14 protein-coding genes and 1 riboswitch are annotated in these 16,803 nt (G+C 52.5%); of the genes, 9 read left to right on the top strand and 5 right to left on the bottom strand.

Annotation, left to right across the window (positions count from 1 at the left end):
- Positions 1 to 45 precede the first annotated feature (45 nt).
- The gene (locus tag F0P93_RS11110; protein WP_150876402.1) at positions 46 to 948 is read right to left on the bottom strand and encodes a glycosyltransferase family protein; all 903 of its coding nucleotides are present in this window, start codon (positions 946 to 948) and stop codon (positions 46 to 48) included.
- A 316-nt stretch (positions 949 to 1,264) separates the two neighbouring features.
- Between F0P93_RS11110 and F0P93_RS11105 the strand changes: the two genes are divergently transcribed.
- The 4 genes from F0P93_RS11105 to F0P93_RS11090 are packed head-to-tail and all read left to right on the top strand — an operon-like array spanning position 1,265 to position 5,501.
- Entirely contained in the window at positions 1,265 to 1,990 is a 726-nt protein-coding gene (locus F0P93_RS11105; protein ID WP_114405314.1) for a class I SAM-dependent methyltransferase, read from the top strand.
- The gene (locus F0P93_RS11100; RefSeq protein WP_150876401.1) at positions 1,987 to 3,087 is read left to right on the top strand and encodes a glycosyltransferase; all 1,101 of its coding nucleotides are present in this window, start codon (positions 1,987 to 1,989) and stop codon (positions 3,085 to 3,087) included. The genes F0P93_RS11105 and F0P93_RS11100 overlap by 4 nt, the downstream gene beginning before the upstream one ends.
- On the top strand, positions 3,084 to 3,983 hold the full coding sequence (locus F0P93_RS11095) for a class I SAM-dependent methyltransferase (RefSeq protein WP_150876400.1): 900 nt from the start codon (positions 3,084 to 3,086) through the stop codon (positions 3,981 to 3,983). Before F0P93_RS11100 ends, F0P93_RS11095 begins: the two co-directional genes overlap by 4 nt.
- A gap of 9 nt (positions 3,984 to 3,992) precedes the next feature.
- Complete coding sequence (locus F0P93_RS11090; protein WP_150876399.1) at positions 3,993 to 5,501, top strand: lipopolysaccharide biosynthesis protein; 1,509 nt, start codon at positions 3,993 to 3,995, stop codon at positions 5,499 to 5,501.
- Between the two features lie 284 nt (positions 5,502 to 5,785).
- Here the strand turns inward: F0P93_RS11090 and F0P93_RS11085 are convergent, their stop codons facing one another.
- The 3 genes from F0P93_RS11085 to F0P93_RS11075 all read right to left on the bottom strand — a co-directional run bounded on the left by F0P93_RS11085 (position 5,786) and on the right by F0P93_RS11075 (position 8,065).
- A complete protein-coding gene (locus tag F0P93_RS11085) occupies positions 5,786 to 6,124 on the bottom strand; it encodes an Xre family toxin-antitoxin system antitoxin (RefSeq protein ID WP_150876398.1) in 339 nt (112 codons plus the stop codon).
- Between the two features lie 78 nt (positions 6,125 to 6,202).
- Positions 6,203 to 7,144 (bottom strand): GNAT family N-acetyltransferase, encoded by a 942-nt coding sequence (locus tag F0P93_RS11080; protein WP_150876397.1) that lies wholly within the window; start codon positions 7,142 to 7,144, stop codon positions 6,203 to 6,205.
- A gap of 30 nt (positions 7,145 to 7,174) precedes the next feature.
- On the bottom strand, positions 7,175 to 8,065 hold the full coding sequence (locus tag F0P93_RS11075) for a Ppx/GppA phosphatase family protein (protein WP_150876396.1): 891 nt from the start codon (positions 8,063 to 8,065) through the stop codon (positions 7,175 to 7,177).
- 197 nt (positions 8,066 to 8,262) lie between these two features.
- Here F0P93_RS11075 and F0P93_RS11070 point away from each other — a divergent pair, with 197 nt between their 5' ends.
- The 5 genes from F0P93_RS11070 (at position 8,263) to F0P93_RS11050 (ending at position 16,026) form a co-directional block, all read left to right on the top strand.
- A complete protein-coding gene (locus tag F0P93_RS11070) occupies positions 8,263 to 10,125 on the top strand; it encodes a carbamoyltransferase family protein (RefSeq protein WP_150876395.1) in 1,863 nt (620 codons plus the stop codon).
- A 145-nt stretch (positions 10,126 to 10,270) separates the two neighbouring features.
- Positions 10,271 to 10,633 (top strand): SxtJ family membrane protein, encoded by a 363-nt coding sequence (locus F0P93_RS11065; RefSeq protein WP_150876394.1) that lies wholly within the window; start codon positions 10,271 to 10,273, stop codon positions 10,631 to 10,633.
- An 83-nt stretch (positions 10,634 to 10,716) separates the two neighbouring features.
- Positions 10,717 to 10,824, top strand: a riboswitch (SAM riboswitch).
- Positions 10,825 to 10,933: 109 nt separating this feature from the next.
- Positions 10,934 to 14,704: a methionine synthase gene (gene metH / locus F0P93_RS11060; RefSeq protein ID WP_150876393.1), complete on the top strand. Its 3,771-nt coding sequence runs from the start codon at positions 10,934 to 10,936 to the stop codon at positions 14,702 to 14,704.
- Positions 14,705 to 15,111: 407 nt separating this feature from the next.
- Positions 15,112 to 15,465 (top strand): PadR family transcriptional regulator, encoded by a 354-nt coding sequence (locus F0P93_RS11055; protein WP_114405302.1) that lies wholly within the window; start codon positions 15,112 to 15,114, stop codon positions 15,463 to 15,465.
- 36 nt (positions 15,466 to 15,501) lie between these two features.
- Positions 15,502 to 16,026, top strand: coding sequence for a hypothetical protein (locus tag F0P93_RS11050; protein ID WP_138989961.1), 525 nt, complete (start codon positions 15,502 to 15,504; stop codon positions 16,024 to 16,026).
- A gap of 102 nt (positions 16,027 to 16,128) precedes the next feature.
- On the opposite strand, the gene F0P93_RS11045 is transcribed toward F0P93_RS11050, so the two are convergent.
- Positions 16,129 to 16,758: a response regulator gene (locus F0P93_RS11045; RefSeq protein WP_150876392.1), complete on the bottom strand. Its 630-nt coding sequence runs from the start codon at positions 16,756 to 16,758 to the stop codon at positions 16,129 to 16,131.
- Positions 16,759 to 16,803: the final 45 nt, after the last annotated feature.

Below are 16,803 nucleotides of genomic sequence, written 5' to 3'. Positions count from 1 at the left end.
GATGAATACGACGATTCTTCAACTTTTTCGGCGGGATAAAGATCCTTAAATACCGTACTTATACCGGTTGATCATCTGCCGCAGCAAACTTGGTTTGAAATGTCGTTTGAGGTTTTGAACCACCTCCGGGTTAACCTGAACATCTGCTGTTAGTTTGATTTTGCCTTCGTGAAGCGCCGTGTTCTGAAACCGGCTGAACCGGCCAAAGTTGGTGCCGGCGTCGTAGCCAATGTGTTCGACTTTCGACCGGATCGGATACAGACAATACCGCTTTTGCCTGAAATGCGTGTAACTCCAGCGGATGGCCCAGGAACTGATCAGGCCCTTTTGCTGCTTGGCAAACATCGGAATCAGGTCGCTGCCACTGGCCGAAAAAGCCTGCCGGGCTTTCGAATCCTGGATAAACTGGTTATAATCCGCCACCGACCAATCGGACAATTCCCAGCGGTTTTTCCAGGTCGACCAGCCGAGCGACGACGCGCGCGGCAACAGTAAAACGTCCTCGGAATAAGTGGACGGAATGGAAAACGGATACAAGTAGCCAGAAATCGAAAAAACCAGCGGATGGTGTTCGTAAAAATCCAGAGCCGCATTCTGAAAATCGAGGAAATCGGTCGTACAGATGATGTCATCTTCCATGACAATCACGCGGCCATGTTGCGCAATCACCTCCGAAACGCCCCGGATTACGGAGTTGGCCAGGCCCTGATTCGTTTCGGCTTCCTTGATGCGGACGTCCGCAAAGCCTTCAATCGTCGGCAAATAGGAACGGACTTTTTGCACCCGTTCTGCGTCTTCTTTCCCAACCGCCGGATTCGTTTTTGGCCCGTCTGAAAAAATATAAAGGATACTTTCTCGGGCTAATGGGTTTTTAGCCAGATAGTTAATCGTTTCCCGCAGGTGATCGACGCGGTTATAACAAAATAAAACGATGGGGGAGAGGGGCATTATAGTATTCGGTTTACGGTATTCGGTTTACGGTATTCGGTTTACGGTTTTCTGTTTACGGTGGCTGACGCGTGCTTTTAAACGCACGATCAAGTATGTGTAGGTATCTTGCGCCAGCCACCGTAAACAGAAAACCGAATACCGTAAACTAATTACAAGATTACTTAATTATTTGCATCGTCTCTGCTTTCTTTGTGTTTACAATGCCAATACGCACCACAAATCGTACGCGTATCAGGGCTGATTTGGTTGGTATTTCTGAAAATCAGCCGGTTTCCGTTCAAACCGGGCCGCACCACGACGTTTCTATTTCATTATGACAACAATCCGCGCTGAAGCGATGCCGGACGATCCGTCTGAGCATTACCGGATTAAACCTCCACTGACCAATCCCCGGCGGTATTATCTGATCAAACTCAGGGAGTTGGTGCAGTATGCCAGAACCACGTTCATCGATCCGCTGACGAAAACCGGGCGGATCAAACTGGCTGATTACGGCTGCGGAACCAAACCCTACGTGTCGCTTTTTCCGCCCGAACAGGTGCAGTACATTGGCATCGACCTCGACTGGAACCCGCACGCCGATGTCTACATTGGCTCCGACAGCCGCATTGGCATGGACGACGCGCAGGTGGATGTGGTGTTGTCGACGCAGGTGCTGGAACACGTCGAAGATCCCGAAGGCTATTTGCAGGAAGCGTGCCGGATTCTGAAACCGGGCGGTTTGTTGCTGCTGACGACACACGGGTACTGGATGTATCACCCCGACCCTACGGATTACTGGCGCTGGACCTCCGCCGGTTTACAGAAAATTGTGGCCCGCAACGGTTTTGAAATCGTCTCGTTTCGGGGCATTATCGGACGCTCGGCAATGGGTTTGCAACTGTTTCAGGACGGTTTTCTGTTCAAAATACCGCGCTGGCTGTGGCCACCGTTTGCGCTCATCATGCAGGCATCAATCAGCCTGTTTGACAAAACGACATCTCAGGAAACGAAGGACAAGGACGCGTGTACGTATTTGGTCGTCGGCCGGAAGCTATGAAAATCTGCATTGCCTATCCGAACAAAAACAGCTATTCGGAGACCTTTATTCACAACCATATCGCGTATTTGAAGCCCGAATTGACGCTCTCCGGTGGTTGGCGACCGTATCGCACGCCGGACGGCGACACGATCATCCGGATGCCGCTGGCCGAGCCGATTCGGGTGGGTATCAAGCGGGTGGTGTCGGCGCTCTACCCGGCTTTTTACACCCATTTTCTAACCCGGTATTTGAAAAAAAACCGCCCGGATGTGTTGCTGGCAGAATACGGCCCGACGGCTTGCCATGTGATGGCCGCTTGCCGAAAGGCAAATGTGCCGCTGGTCGTGCATTTTCACGGCTTCGATGCGGTCGAGAAAGAAACGCTCAGAAAGCTCGAAACGCCATACCGCCAGCTCTTTGCGCAGGCCAAAGCGATTGTGGCGGTTTCCAACGATATGGTGGAACAACTCGTCCGTCTGGGTGCTGATCCTCACAAAGTTCACCGAAATCCGTACGGCGTTGAAACGGACTTATTCGCCGGGGCCGAGCCGGAAAAAGCGGAAAAGCTGATTGTAACCGTCGGACGGTTTACGGCCAAAAAAGCGCCACAACTGACGATTCGGGCGTTTGATAAAGTACTGGACCGGCATCCGGATGCCAGGCTGGTGATGATTGGCGGGGGTGAATTGTTCGAAGCCTGTAAAAAGCTGGTCGATGAACTGCAGTTGAAATACGCTGTTCAGTTGGTCGGGGTCAAAACCGCTGCGGAAATTGCGGAATGGCACAAAAAAGCCCGGCTTTTCGCCCAGCATTCGATGGTGAATCCGGTGAACGGCGATTCGGAAGGAACGCCCAATACGGTGCTGGAAGCCTCGGCCGCCGGTTTGCCGATTGTCAGCACCCGCCACGCGGGCATCAAGGAAGCCGTCGAACACGGCGTGACCGGTTTTCTGGTCGAAGAAGGTGATTACCAGGGTATGGCGAAGTACATGGTTCAGTTGCTGGACGAGCCCAAACTGGCTGGTGAACTGGGTCGGAATGCCCGGCAAAAAATGATCAATGAATACGAAATGCGTGACCGCATCCAGGAATTAAACCGTCTATTGGAACTATGACCGTACGCTCACCGCTCACCAACTCGCCCGCGGTTTCGCCCGTTCGGAGCCTGAACGCCCGCACCATCGAACAACGGTATCGCGATCAGTTCGGGATGGACGTCAGCCGGTATTTTGCCGGGATGGACGAGGTGATGATTTATGAATGCAACCAGTCGAAACTGCGGTTTTATTACCCGTTTTCGCTGGCGGGTGATGCGGATTTTTACGCCGATCTGGGCAAGCATTACAAAGGGTATTACAGCCCGTGGAAGTGGGAGCATGAGCTGGTGTTTCAACACCTCAAATCGGGCGACCGGGTGCTGGAAATTGGCAGCGGCAACGGGTACTTTCTAAAGCGGCTGCCCGAAAAAGGAGCGAACGGTTTGGGGCTGGAACTGAACGACGACGCAATTGCGTACGGCAAGAAAATCGGGGTCAACATCATCAACGAAGATTTGAAAATTCACGCCCAACAGCATGAAGGCCAATACGATGTCGTTTGTGCGTTTCAGGTTTTCGAGCACGTCAACAAGGTCGGCGATTTCTTTCGGCAGGCGGCTCAGTGCGTCAAACCGGGCGGTTTGCTGGCCATTGGCGTTCCGAATAATGCCTCGTATTATTTCCGGGAAGATCCGTACCATACGCTGAATCTGCCGCCCCACCACACCCTGCTCTGGGACCCGGTTTCGTTGAAATATGCCGGTGAGTGGATGGGGCTGACCGTGGTTGAAATCCGAAACGAACCGGCTTCAGTGACGCACCGGAGTCTCGGCTATCGCCTGTGGCTGGAAAAACACCTGGGCCGAAATCTGTTCGCGTCGCTCGTCTATAAATCGACCCGGTTTGTGGCCAAACGCCTGCCGATTATGTCCGACGGGGCCACGGTGGTCGCCATTTATCGAAAGGGAGCGTAACCAAAACACATGGGAATTGTCATTCGTCAAAGCCTGAAAGCCAGCATCGGTTCCTACATCGGAGTCGGCATCGGGATCATTAACCAGTTGTACGTTTCGCTGCACTTTCTGTCGACCGACCAACTGGCGATTTCGCGTTTGTTACTGGAAAATAGCCTGCTTTTTGCCGCTTTTGCCCACCTCGGTGCGCCGTTTATCACCGACCGGTTTTTTGGCTATTTCCGCGATGACAAAACGCAGAACAACGGCTTTCTGGGTTTCCTGCTGGCTTTTCCCCTGATTGGAATCAGCCTGTTTACGGCGGCTTATTTTCTGTTCGAACAACCCATTCAGGATTATTTTGCCGAAAAATCAGCGGGGCTGATTCCGTATCATGTGCTGGTGGTGCCGCTCACGATTTTCTGGATTTATATCTCCGTGCTGGAAGCCTACTGCCGTAACAATGCCCGCATTGCCATCCCGACGTTCATTCGCGAAGTGTATCTGAAACTGGCGAATGTGCTGGTAATTCTGCTGTTCGGACTGGGCTGGTACAATTTCGACTGGATGCTCTACCTGATGGTTGCATCGTACGGTCTGGCGGTGGTGATTCTGCTGGTGTATATTTATCAGTTGGGTAAATTAAAGTTGCGGTTCGATGTGACGCGGTTGAAAGACGGCATGTTTCGGCAGATGATTTACTTCGGTCTGTTTGTCGTCATGGGGGGCGTCGGCACGCAGGTGGTGTATTTCATCGACCGCACGATGCTTTCCGGTGGCGAAGGACTGACCAATGCCGCTATTTTTATCATCGCGACCTACATTGCCGGCATTATTGAAATTCCCCGAAAAACCATCACGCAGATTTCGACGCCACTGGTTTCCAATTCCTTACGACAGAACGACATGGCGCACGTTCAGGAACTGTACCACAAGTCGTCGCTGAATCAGTTGCTGGCGGGTGGTCTGGTTTTTCTACTGATCTGGACCAATATCGATGGTATTTTCAGCCTGCTGCCGAAAGCCGACATCTACCGGCAGGGCAAACACGTGGTATTGTTGCTGGCGTCGGCGAAGCTGTTTGAGATGGCTACGGGTGTGAACGGCGAAATTATCAATTACTCCAAATACTACCGCTACGCCACGTTGCTGATGATTGTGATGGCCTGCCTGGCCATTGGCGCCAACGCCTACCTGATTCCACGCTACGGCATCGACGGAGCGGCTTTTGCCACCACGCTCACCACGCTGGTTTTTGCGCTGAGCAAAGTGGGGTTGGTCTGGGTGTTTTTCCGAATCCTGCCGTTCACGTTTTCGGGTGTTAAGGCTCTGGCGGTTTTGGTGCTGGTCTACGGCGTGTCGCTGATTCTGCCGGAGTGGAACGGTTCGCTGTGGCTGGTGTTGCTCAGCATTATCGGACGCTCGCTGGTGCTGGCGGGCCTGTTTGCCGGGCTGATTCTGTGGTTCCGGGTGTCGGATGATATGAATGGCTTAATGGGGTCAGTGCTGGGGCGTGTGCGGGGCTTTCGACGGCGGTGATCACAATGATCAGAACATCCACAGATTCTTTAATTAGATACCTCTAAATTGTCTCGACGGTAAACAGGTCGCGTTAGCGACTGGATGTTTGTAGCTCGATAGAATCTGTATCTCCATTTTGGTCGCGTAGCGATCTAACAAACAGGCGAAGGTTGGATCGCTACGCGACCAAATTGTAAGTGGAGACGTTTACTACAAACATTTGATGCCTAACGGCATCTCAGAAAATGATAAAACTACAGGCTTATGGAGTGAATATGGGAAATTATGTTAAGTGATGCACATCAGGCAGGTAAACCGTAGTCCAGCCGACCTAAGACATCGTTGACCAACGTAAAACCGCTAATCCTATCCATCAACTGAAGCGGAGTCTGATCGTTTAATTCCCGAATTGGCGTTTTTAGCCAGCTTAAAATGGTGGCGGTGCGCCCTTCAAACGTGTCTAATGCATGTACTAAAACGTTTGTTAGTAGCAAAAGCCGTTCTGATGCTTCAATATTTAAGTTTTGTTCAGAGAGAAGCCGGTGGAGATTGCGGGGTGTCAGACCCAAAACATAAGCCATTTCTTTATCTGTAAGGCCAACTAAAGCAGCGATTTCGTTGACTTGAGTAGGTAGTACCATATTTTATACGTAGAATTTGTGATTAAGTAAGAAGAATTATTTCACTCCCACAAATATTGTCTTACCACAAAGTCTATATCAAAACCGCATCTCAAACACCAGCTTCGCCGACTCCACCGCGCCCAATTGGCTTTTAAACCGAATTAGTCCCTCGTTCCGAATGCCATGGCTGGTCGAAATGCCCAGATCTAGCAACGGAACCTGGTGTTGCTGGCAATGGGTGTACAGATTTTCGACCAACATCACCGAAGGGCTAAACTGTTGATAATCTTCCTGATCGGCGGGCAGGAAGTAATAGAGAATACCGGGCGCAACGCGAATGCCCAGGCAGGCGGCAATGAGTTGGTCGCCATCACACACCGTAAAAACCGGGCAGACTTCCCCGAAATTCGAGAGAAGATTGGCAAGCTCTTTGCTGCTCATTGATAAAGGCAGGTTTTTCCGCAACCGCGCTTTCCGGATGAACGCAAACAAAGTGTCCGCGTCTGGTTTTTCCCAGATTTGAGTCGTAAAACCGGCCTGCTGGCATTTTCGAAGGCGCCGTCGTTCGGCGGCATGCAGGTGTTCAGTAAAGGAACGTGCGCTGACCGGCAGGTGTTGATTCAGTTCTTCATATTTCACCGCAAAACCGGCGTCCAGCAATATCGCACGAAGTTGCTGGGAATGAACCGGCAAATAACAATCCGGGTAGTTGACTATTCGAAGGCCCTGGACTAGTAATTTTTTACTAGTTGTTACTACGGCGTCCACCAGTCGGACTAGTTCTTCGTCCGGCAACTCATCCGAAAACTCAATGGAACCAAACGATGCGGCCGACGGGCTGATGGCCCAGTCGTCGCGGATAAAAACCGCACAACGGGCGTCGGCCCGGCCGGTTTTGGGGTTGAGAAGGGCAAAATAGTGGAGCGGTCGATCCGGCTGGTTGAGCAGGTGACGGACCTGAAGGAACAGAAAACCGTCCTGGCAGAACGGCGGAATCTGTTCCGGAAGCGGGTTTTCTACCTGGAGAAGTTCGTACACAGCCGGTTCACTGCTTGAATGGTTCGGGAACTAAGGCTTTTTTTTCGGCTGCTTTTTGCCCCAGCGTTCATACACCAACTGAAGAATACCGTCTTTCAGGCCCAGGTCAGGCACCACAATGGTATCGGCTCCGGCCCATTTCATGACCGAAATGTAGATGTCTGCCGCCGGAATGATGACGTCGGCCCGGTCGGCATTCAGACGCAGTTTGTTGATGCGGTCTTCCAGGCTGTAGCCCGAAATGTAATTCCGCATCCGTTCAATTTCCGCCAGGGTGGTCGTGTCATTGACTTTCGCCACGAGGTTGAAAATCTTGTTGATGTTTCCACCCGTCCCCACGGCGACCATATCCTGCGTTTTCAGCACGTTTTCGTCCACCCAGTCTTTCATTTTGTTCCAGGCCCCTTTGGTTTCTTTTCCTTCCAATGAGCGCACGGAGCCGATTTTGAACGACTTCGAGTTGACCTTTTTCCGGTTCAGATACAGGTTCAGTTCGGTGCTGCCACCGCCCACGTCGATGTGCAGAAACTGCCGTTCGTCGAGGGCCTGCACCACCACATTATTGATCAGTTCGGCTTCTTTCTGACCGTCGATGATGTTGATTTCGATGCCGGTCAACTCTTTGATGCGAGTCGCCACTTTATGGCCATTGACGGCTTCCCGCATGGCCGAGGTGGCGCAGGCCATGTAGTCTTCCACTTCGTGGAGTTCCATCAACAGCTTATACACCTGCATCAATTTGTTGGTACGAACTTCGCTTTCGGGCGTAATTTCTCCAAAATTAAATACATCGTGACCCAGCCGAAGCGGAAACCGGACGTATTCAACCTTCTTGAAACTAATCACGTCGTCCACGTGCAGAACCGTTGAAATCTGGAGACGGGCCGCGTTGGAGCCGATATCGATGGCAGCAATTTTCAAAATGAAGTTGGGAAAAGTGGTACTGAAACGCCCAAATATACTCAATTTACATCCCCAGATGAAATACGGCGGCTTTTCTATAGAACGGTCGGGCGAATGGGCCTACCTGCTAAAATTTGGGGTACTTTTGAATGAACAGGCGTACCTTTAACACCGATTGACCCTTACCGGTTTTGCCGGGCCTGCCCGACACAGACATGACGATTCTCGGAATTTCCGCTTTTTACCACGATTCGGCTGCGGCTTTGGTCGAAGACGGGCGGATTGTGGCGGCTGCGCAGGAGGAACGGTTTACGCGCAAAAAACACGACGCCGGTTTTCCGGCCAACGCCGTTCGTTTCTGTCTGGAATACGGCGGAACGAGCCTGAATGAGCTGGATGCCATTGTGTTCTACGACAAACCGCTTCTGAAATTTGAACGATTGCTGGAAACCTATTACGCCTTTGCTCCGCGTGGTTTGCGGTCGTTCCTGACAGCCATGCCGGTCTGGATGAAGGATAAATTATTCCTGAAACGACTCCTGCGGGACGAGCTGAAAAAACTCGGCTACGATTCTGGAAAACCGGTAAAACTGCTGTTCCCCGAGCATCATTTGTCGCATGCCGCCAGTGCGTTTTATCCTTCCGCGTTTGAAAAAGCCGCCATTCTGACCATCGACGGCGTGGGCGAATGGGCGACGGCTTCCATCGGGTTGGGCGACGGAAAGGCGATTACGGTTTTGAAAGAACTGCATTTTCCGCATTCGCTGGGCTTGTTATACTCCGCTTTTACGTATTTTCTGGGCTTTCGGGTCAACTCCGGGGAGTATAAATTGATGGGTTTGGCACCGTACGGAAATCCGAATTCGCCGGACGTGGACCGGTATGTCGAGCTGATCAAAACAAAGCTGGTGGAGATCAACGACGACGGTTCTATCTGGCTCGACCAGAACTACTTCGATTATGCGACCGGTTTGCGGATGGTTCACGAAAAAAAGTGGGAAGTGCTATTCGGTATGGCCAAACGGCAGCCGGATGATGAACTGAAACCGGAACACGGTAATCTGGGTCTGGCGATTCAGCGGGTGACGGAGGAGGTGGTCATCCACATGGCGCGTGAGGCCCGGCGATTGACTGATACGGATAATCTGGTGCTGGCGGGTGGCGTGGCGCTCAACTGCGTCGCTAACGGAAAACTCCAAAAATCCGGCATTTTTAAAAATATCTTCATTCAACCCGCAGCCGGTGATGCGGGTGGGGCCCTGGGCGCGGCTCTGGCGGCCTATCACATCTACTTTGACCGGGAACGCATCATCGATTACCCGCATGACGCCCTGCAAGGGTCGTTTCTGGGTCCGGCGTTTTCGGATCTGGACGTTGAGTTGATGGCAAAAAAGTACAAAGCGGTTTTTACCCGGTACGACGATTTTGAAGCCCTGTGCGAGAAAACCGCCCGGGTGCTGGCGAATGAAAATGTGGTGGGCTGGGTGCAGGGGCGGATGGAATTTGGACCCCGGGCGTTGGGCGGTCGCAGCATTCTGGGCGATCCGCGGAGTGCCGACATGCAGAAAAAACTGAACCTGACCATCAAATACCGCGAGTCGTTCCGGCCTTTTGCGCCCTCGGTGCTGGCCGAAGAGTGTTCCGACTACTTCGATTGCGACGGGCCCTCGCCCTACATGTTGCTGGTGCATCCGGTTCTGGAAAACCGCCGAAAACCGCTGCCCGCTGAGTATGACAGCTTTCCCATGCGGGAAAAATTGTATGTTCAACGCTCCGATTTACCGGCCATTACCCACATCGACTTCTCCGCCCGGATTCAAACCGTTCAACGGGAAACGAACCCGCGCTACTGGCAATTGATCGATGCGTTCAAACGACAGACGGGTTGTGCGGTTTTGGTCAACACGAGTTTTAACGTGCGGGGCGAACCCATCGTCAACACGCCGGAGGACGCATATCGGTGTTTTATGCGAACGGAAATGGAGTATCTGGTCGTCGGGAAGTATGTGTTTGATAAAAAACAGCAACCAGCGTGGCCGGAAAAGGGCGAGTGGAAGGAGGAGTTTGGATTGGATTGACGCTTTTGCCCCGTAGGACCTTTCGCCCCAGACCCCTAAAGGGGTACGGACGCAGCTTCATCCGGATGGTTCGACGTCCGTGCCCCTTTAGGGGTCTGGGGCAAAAGCGGGAAAATATGTATAATTACTTTACAGACATCGGCCTATGAGTCAAGTAGATCGCGTCAAGGCCCAGTTGGTGATCGTGACCGGGTTGGTCGTTTTGTACTTTGTTTTTAAGTCCGGTTATTGGCTCTATGCCGCAGCAGCTGTCGGATTGCTCAGCATCTTCATTCCGGCGGCTGGCAACGGCATTGCCTGGCTGTGGTTCAAACTGGCTGAAATCCTGGGCATCATCAACAGCAAAATCATTCTGACGGTATTATTCTGGGCGGTTTTAGTCCCGATCGCGTACCTCTACCGGCTCCGGGCGAAAAACCCGTTGACCATCAAACGAACACCGAATGCGTCGCTTTACCACGAGCGGAACCACACCTATACCAAAGAAGATCTGGAACATACCTGGTAACGGAATCTTTTGGGAAAACCGCCTGTTTCTCCCCGGAGGGAATCGGTTTGGCGAAGACCGGCTCTTTTTCTATTTTTGTAAACCGCTTATCGAGAAAGACGGAGGGATTGGACCCGATGATGTCTTGGCAACCATTCATACTCCCTGAAAAAGGTGCCAAATTCCGCCCCGGCAACGGGGACAGATAAGTTGAAAGCTTGCACCCTGCTTCCTTTCTTCGATAAGCCGTGTAACCGTATTTGCGCCGTTCTGCTATAGGCGGTGGTTTGCCGGGTAGGTAATCCTAATCAATACAAGAACTTGGAAAAAATAACTGACCTTCTTCAACAGCGTATCCTGATTCTCGATGGAGCCATGGGTACTATGATTCAACGGTATAAACTGGAAGAGGAAGATTATCGCGGGACGCGTTTTGCCGATTGGCCCCACGATTTAAAGGGCAACAACGATTTGCTGTCGCTCACAAAACCGGACATCATCAAGGAAATCCACCGCCAGTATCTCGAAGCCGGATCGGACATCATCGAAACCAACACCTTCAGCGGAACGTGGGTGGCGATGGCCGATTACCACATGGAAGAACTGGTGTATGAACTCAATTACGAGTCGGCGAAAATCGCAAAGGAAGTGGCGGAGGAAGTAACCCGCCAGAATCCTGACAAACCCCGGTTTGTGGCCGGTGCAATGGGGCCGACCACCCGGCTGGCCTCCATGTCGCCCGATGTGAACAATCCGGGGTACCGCGCCATTACGTTCGATCAACTGGTTGAAGCGTTTTACACCCAGGTTTCCGGGTTGGTCGAGGGCGGATCGGATTTGCTATTGATTGAAACCATTACGGACACGCTCAACGCCAAAGCCGCGTTGTTTGCCGTGGATAAATATTTTGCGGATAAAGGCCTGGAACCGTTGCCAATCATGGTTTCGGGAACCATTACCGATGCTTCGGGCCGGACGCTGTCGGGCCAGACCACGGAAGCGTTTCTGTATTCGGTGTCGCATCTGCCGTTGCTCAGCATTGGGTTGAACTGCGCGATGGGGGCCGAACTGCTGCGGCCGTATGTGCAGACGCTGGCGAAAGAAGCCCCGTTTTTTACGTCGGCCTATCCGAATGCCGGATTGCCCAACGAAATGGGGGAATACGATCAGTCACCCGACGAAATGGCGGCCCAGATCGAGGGCTTTGTGCAGGACGGTTTCGTCAACATCGTCGGCGGTTGCTGCGGTTCGACGCCGGATCACATTCGGGCCATTGCCCAGGCGATTGCAAAATACCCGCCCCGTCCGAGACCGCAGGCCGAATCGTATCAGAAGCTGAGCGGTTTGGAACCGTTGAAAATCACGGAGTTGACCAACTTTGTCAACGTCGGTGAACGGACGAACGTAACGGGTTCCAAGGCATTTGCGCGTTTGATCAAAGCCGGGGATTACGATGCGGCCTTGTCTGTAGCGCGTCAGCAGGTGGAAAACGGTGCGCAGGTGATCGACGTGAACATGGACGAAGGTATGCTGGATTCGGTGGAGGTCATGACGACCTTCCTGAACCTGATTGCCGCCGAACCCGACATTGCCCGCGTGCCGATCATGATCGACTCCTCGAAGTGGGAAGTGATCGAAGCCGGTTTGAAATGCGTACAGGGAAAAGCCATTGTGAATTCGATTTCGCTGAAAGAAGGCGAAGAAGCGTTTATCGAACGCGCCAATCTGGTCAAACGCTACGGCGCTGCGGCCGTGGTGATGGCGTTCGACGAAACCGGTCAGGCCGATAATTTCGAACGGCGGATTGAAATTTGCGAACGCGCCTACCGGATTCTGGTGGATAAAGTCGGTTTTTCGGCGCAGGACATCATTTTTGACCCGAACATCCTGACCGTTGCCACGGGAATCGAAGAACACAATAATTACGCCGTCGACTTCATCAATGCAACGCGCTGGATCAAGGAAAATCTGCCGTTAGCCAAAGTCAGTGGCGGGGTGTCCAATATTTCGTTCTCCTTCCGGGGCAACGAAGTGGTGCGGGAAGCGATGCACTCGGTTTTTCTGTACTACGCCATCAAGGCCGGGATGGACATGGGGATTGTGAACGCCGGTAATCTGGGCGTTTATGACGACATTCCGAAAGACCTCCTCGAACGCTGCGAAGATGTGCTGCTCAACCGCCGTCCGGATGCGACGGAGCGGCTGGTCGATTTTGCCGAAACCGTTAAAGCCAAAGGGAAAGTCGTTGTTCAGGATGAAAGCTGGCGGCAGGAACCGGTTCAGGAACGCTTGAAACACGCGCTGGTGCGGGGCATCACGGATTACATCGACCAGGACACGGAAGAAGCCCGGCTGCTGTATGAGCGCCCCATCGAGGTGATCGAAGGGCCGCTGATGGACGGCATGAACGTGGTGGGCGATCTGTTTGGCGAGGGGAAGATGTTTCTGCCGCAGGTGGTGAAGTCGGCGCGGGTGATGAAAAAAGCCGTTGCCTATCTGTTTCCGTTCATCGAAGCCAGTAAAGCGGTGGGCGCGCGGGCGGCCGGAAAAATTCTGATGGCGACCGTCAAAGGCGACGTTCACGACATTGGAAAAAACATCGTGGGTGTGGTCTTGGGCTGTAATAACTACGAAATCATTGATTTGGGCGTGATGGTGCCGACCCAGAAAATTCTGGAGGAAGCCAAAAAACATAACGTCGATATCATCGGCCTGAGCGGTTTGATTACGCCCTCGCTGGATGAGATGGTGGGCGTGGCGAAAGAAATGGAGCGTCAGGGTTTTACGATGCCGCTGCTGATCGGCGGGGCTACGACCTCGCGGATTCACACCGCCGTCAAAATCGACCCGCATTATTCGGGGCCGGTGGTTCACGTGCTGGATGCCAGCCGGAGCGTGCCGGTGGCCGGACGGCTCATCAGCGAGCAGGAAAGCACGCGCGATCTGGTTTTCCACGAATTCAAAGACGAGTATACCAAACTCCGCGCCGATCACGCCAAGCGGAAACAGGACAAAAAGACCCTGACGATCGACGTGGCCCGGAAAAACAAAACCGTCATCGACTGGTCGGAATTTGAACCGACCAAACCGCAGTTTCTCGGAAACCGCTATTTTCAGGACTATTCCTTGAAAGAAATTGCGGAATTTATCGACTGGACGCCGTTTTTCCAGACCTGGGAGCTGCACGGAAAATACCCCGCGATTCTGACCGATGAAGTGGTCGGCGTTGAAGCAAAAAAGGTCTTTGAAGATGCCAAGCGGCTTTTGCAGAAAGTGATCGATGAAAAACTGCTGACGGCCAAAGCCGTAGTTGGTTTTTATCCCGCCAACGCCACCGAAGACGATGTGCTGCTCCACGACTTTGAAGAAATCGTCCGCGAGATTCCCTGTGAACGGCACGGTTCGCACGCGCATATTGAATATAAACTCAGCCACATTGCCGATCACAAGTCGGCGGGAGAACTGATCTACGATACCAAAACCGTACTCCACTTTCTGCGTCAGCAGAATCAGAAAGCACCCGGTTTGCCCAACTTCTGCCTGGCGGATTTTGTAGCTCCGATGGAGACGGGCCATACCGATTACATCGGCGGTTTTGCCGTTACGGCGGGCATTGGCATTGAAAAACTGGTGGAAGAATTCGAACGTGATCACGACGATTACAACAGCATCATGATCAAGGCCATCGCCGATCGGTTAGCCGAAGCGTTCGCTGAATTGATGCACAAACGGGTTCGGACGGAATTCTGGCCGTATGCGACGAATGAGAAATTGTCGAACGAAGAGTTGATCAAGGAAGAGTATCAGGGCATTCGGCCTGCTCCGGGCTATCCGGCCTGCCCCGACCATACCGAGAAAGCGACGCTGTTTGAACTGCTGGATGCCGGACAGATCGACATCCAGTTGACGGAGAGTTTTGCCATGTATCCGGCGTCGTCGGTGAGCGGTTTTTACTTCTCGCACCCGTCGTCGCGGTATTTTGCGGTCGGAAAAATCAACAAGGATCAGGTGCTCGATTATGCGCAGCGGAAGAACATGCCCCTCGATGAGGTCGAACGCTGGCTGTCTCCGGTTCTGTCATACGACGTGTAAAGAACCGAACCGCCCCCCACACGTCCCATCACCCCGCCCCAACGGGGCCTCATCATTAACCCCGGACATTGTCCGGGGTTAATGATCATATCCGCGTCCTCGCAACCCTGAACGGGTTGAATATCGATCTAATTATCCAACCCTTTCAGGGTTATAACCAATTCGCCCATCCCCGTATTCCCCGGACGGTGTCCGGGGCTAGTGATGGTGCCCCGTTGGGGCGGGGTGGCGGTGCGACCTCCCCGTATTCCCCGGACGATGTCCGGGGCTCATGATGATGCCCCGTTGGGGCGGGGTGGCGGGGCGTGGGGGATTTGAAAAAAATCCGGGAAAGATTTTGTTTATATATTGGAATCTTTTATATATTTACTTCATACAAATAAATTAACATTCTATTTCTGCACAGCATGGAACCATCAGGCAATGAATTTTTGCGGGGAACCCTGAAGACAATCGTGTTGAAACTGCTGACCGAACGGGGCCGGATGTACGGATACGAAATCACGCAGTCGGTCAAAGAGCGGACGCAGGGGGAAGTTATTCTGACGTTCGGGGCGTTATACCCGGTTTTGCACAAATTGCAACAGGAAGGTTTACTGATTACGGAGTCGGTGGAAGTGGACGGGCGGTTGCGTAAATACTACACACTCACCCCCAGTGGCAACGAAATGGCCCACCAGAAAGTCTCTGATTTCGAGCGATTTGTTGAAGTAATGAAAGCCCTTTTACAACCGGTGCCAGCCTTGTCGCTGGGCCACTAAAATCCGAACCGATCAGCCGCTAAACCCGATAGTCCTATGGAAAAGCTCAACCCGCAACAAGTAGAAATCCTATACCGCCATCTGGTCTGGAACGGCACCGACGAAGCGCTGTTTGAAGAACTCCTCGATCACTTGGCTTGTGAGGTCGAGCATTACATGTGGATTGGTCTGCCGTTTGAAACCGCCCTGGAAAAAGTGCAGCTCGAAGCGAACGCCAAAGCCGTAAAACATTTGCGCAAAACGTATCAGATCGAGCTGACCATGAACGAGGAGCAGCTTCGGAAGGCGGATCTGGACGATATTGTGTTCCAGTTTCGCAACAAAGCGTACGGCGCGTATGATCTGCGGCAGGAATACCGGAATTCCCTGCGCACCGCCCTGCTGATGACCGTCGGAATGGTTTTGATGATGATGGCTCTGCTAACCACCGTCAGTACCGGGAAATGGACGTATCTGAGCGTTTGGGGGCTGGTCTGGACCGTTGGGCTGCTCAGTTTCTCGTATGCCGTCGGCACCTGCATTCGCCAGCGAATTCAGCAGCGATACCGGATTGTGCGGTAGAAGAGTGCCTGGAGCGATGGTTAAAGAAATTGGAAGTGGCCGGGAAACGAGAACGTTTCACACGGTTTCCACTCCCAATCGGCTATTTATTCAACGCTAGGATTAAATCAGTCGGTAATAGGTTGCGAGGTCCTTCATAACCAGAACATTGTCGACCTTGAGCTTGTCGAAAATCCGGGCTTTGTGGGTGCCAACGGTCGACGTGTGAATGTTGAGTGTATCGGCAATGTGGCTGACGGATTTGCCCCTCACCAGGTGAAAAGCAATTTCCAGCTCCCGGTTCGACAACGCATCGAACGGGTCCAGGTCTTTCCTGAAGTGGTTATCATCCTGCATTTTTTCCAATAAGTCGGGGCACACGCACGGTTTTCCGCACAGAATGGCGTGAACGGCTTTCCGAATTTCCGGGTCCTCGGCCTGCTTGCTGATGTACCCCTTGACGCCCAGTTGCAGATACCGCTTGGCGAACGCGTATTCGGTCATGATGGTAAAGATCATAATCGGCAAGTCCGGTGCCATCGTTCGAACATTCTGGAGCAGACTGAAGGTGTCTGTGTTGGGCATGTTGATGTCCATGATGACCAGATGATAGGTGTTATCCATAATCTTGCCGAAAGCAGAACTGCCGTTTTTGGCCTCATCAATCTGAATGGCGCCGTACTGTTCCTTCAACAACAAACGGATGCCCGAACGTACAATGGAGTGGTCGTCCACTAATAAGATCCTGTACATAACTTTCCTGGTTTTAGCGTTAGTATTTCATCATTTTACAAGAGC

The organism is Larkinella humicola, from assembly GCF_008727875.1.
GTDB lineage: Bacteria > Bacteroidota > Bacteroidia > Cytophagales > Spirosomataceae > Larkinella > Larkinella humicola.
Note: the sequence above shows the minus strand (reverse complement) of the source record. Positions and strands in the feature narration are given on the sequence as shown.

Excerpts from the sequence above, each read along its gene's own strand:
- F0P93_RS11085 (WP_150876398.1), bottom strand. The coding sequence starts at position 6,124 with ATGGTACTACCTACTCAAGTCAACGAAATCGCTGCTTTAGTTGGCCTT.
- F0P93_RS11065 (WP_150876394.1), top strand. The coding sequence starts at position 10,271 with ATGAGTCAAGTAGATCGCGTCAAGGCCCAGTTGGTGATCGTGACCGGG.
- F0P93_RS11090 (WP_150876399.1), top strand. The coding sequence starts at position 3,993 with ATGGGAATTGTCATTCGTCAAAGCCTGAAAGCCAGCATCGGTTCCTAC.
- F0P93_RS11110 (WP_150876402.1), bottom strand. The coding sequence starts at position 948 with ATGCCCCTCTCCCCCATCGTTTTATTTTGTTATAACCGCGTCGATCAC.
- F0P93_RS11055 (WP_114405302.1), top strand. The coding sequence starts at position 15,112 with ATGGAACCATCAGGCAATGAATTTTTGCGGGGAACCCTGAAGACAATC.
- F0P93_RS11045 (WP_150876392.1), bottom strand. The coding sequence starts at position 16,758 with ATGTACAGGATCTTATTAGTGGACGACCACTCCATTGTACGTTCGGGC.
- F0P93_RS11050 (WP_138989961.1), top strand. The coding sequence starts at position 15,502 with ATGGAAAAGCTCAACCCGCAACAAGTAGAAATCCTATACCGCCATCTG.
- F0P93_RS11095 (WP_150876400.1), top strand. The coding sequence starts at position 3,084 with ATGACCGTACGCTCACCGCTCACCAACTCGCCCGCGGTTTCGCCCGTT.
- F0P93_RS11105 (WP_114405314.1), top strand. The coding sequence starts at position 1,265 with ATGACAACAATCCGCGCTGAAGCGATGCCGGACGATCCGTCTGAGCAT.
- F0P93_RS11070 (WP_150876395.1), top strand. The coding sequence starts at position 8,263 with ATGACGATTCTCGGAATTTCCGCTTTTTACCACGATTCGGCTGCGGCT.
- F0P93_RS11100 (WP_150876401.1), top strand. The coding sequence starts at position 1,987 with ATGAAAATCTGCATTGCCTATCCGAACAAAAACAGCTATTCGGAGACC.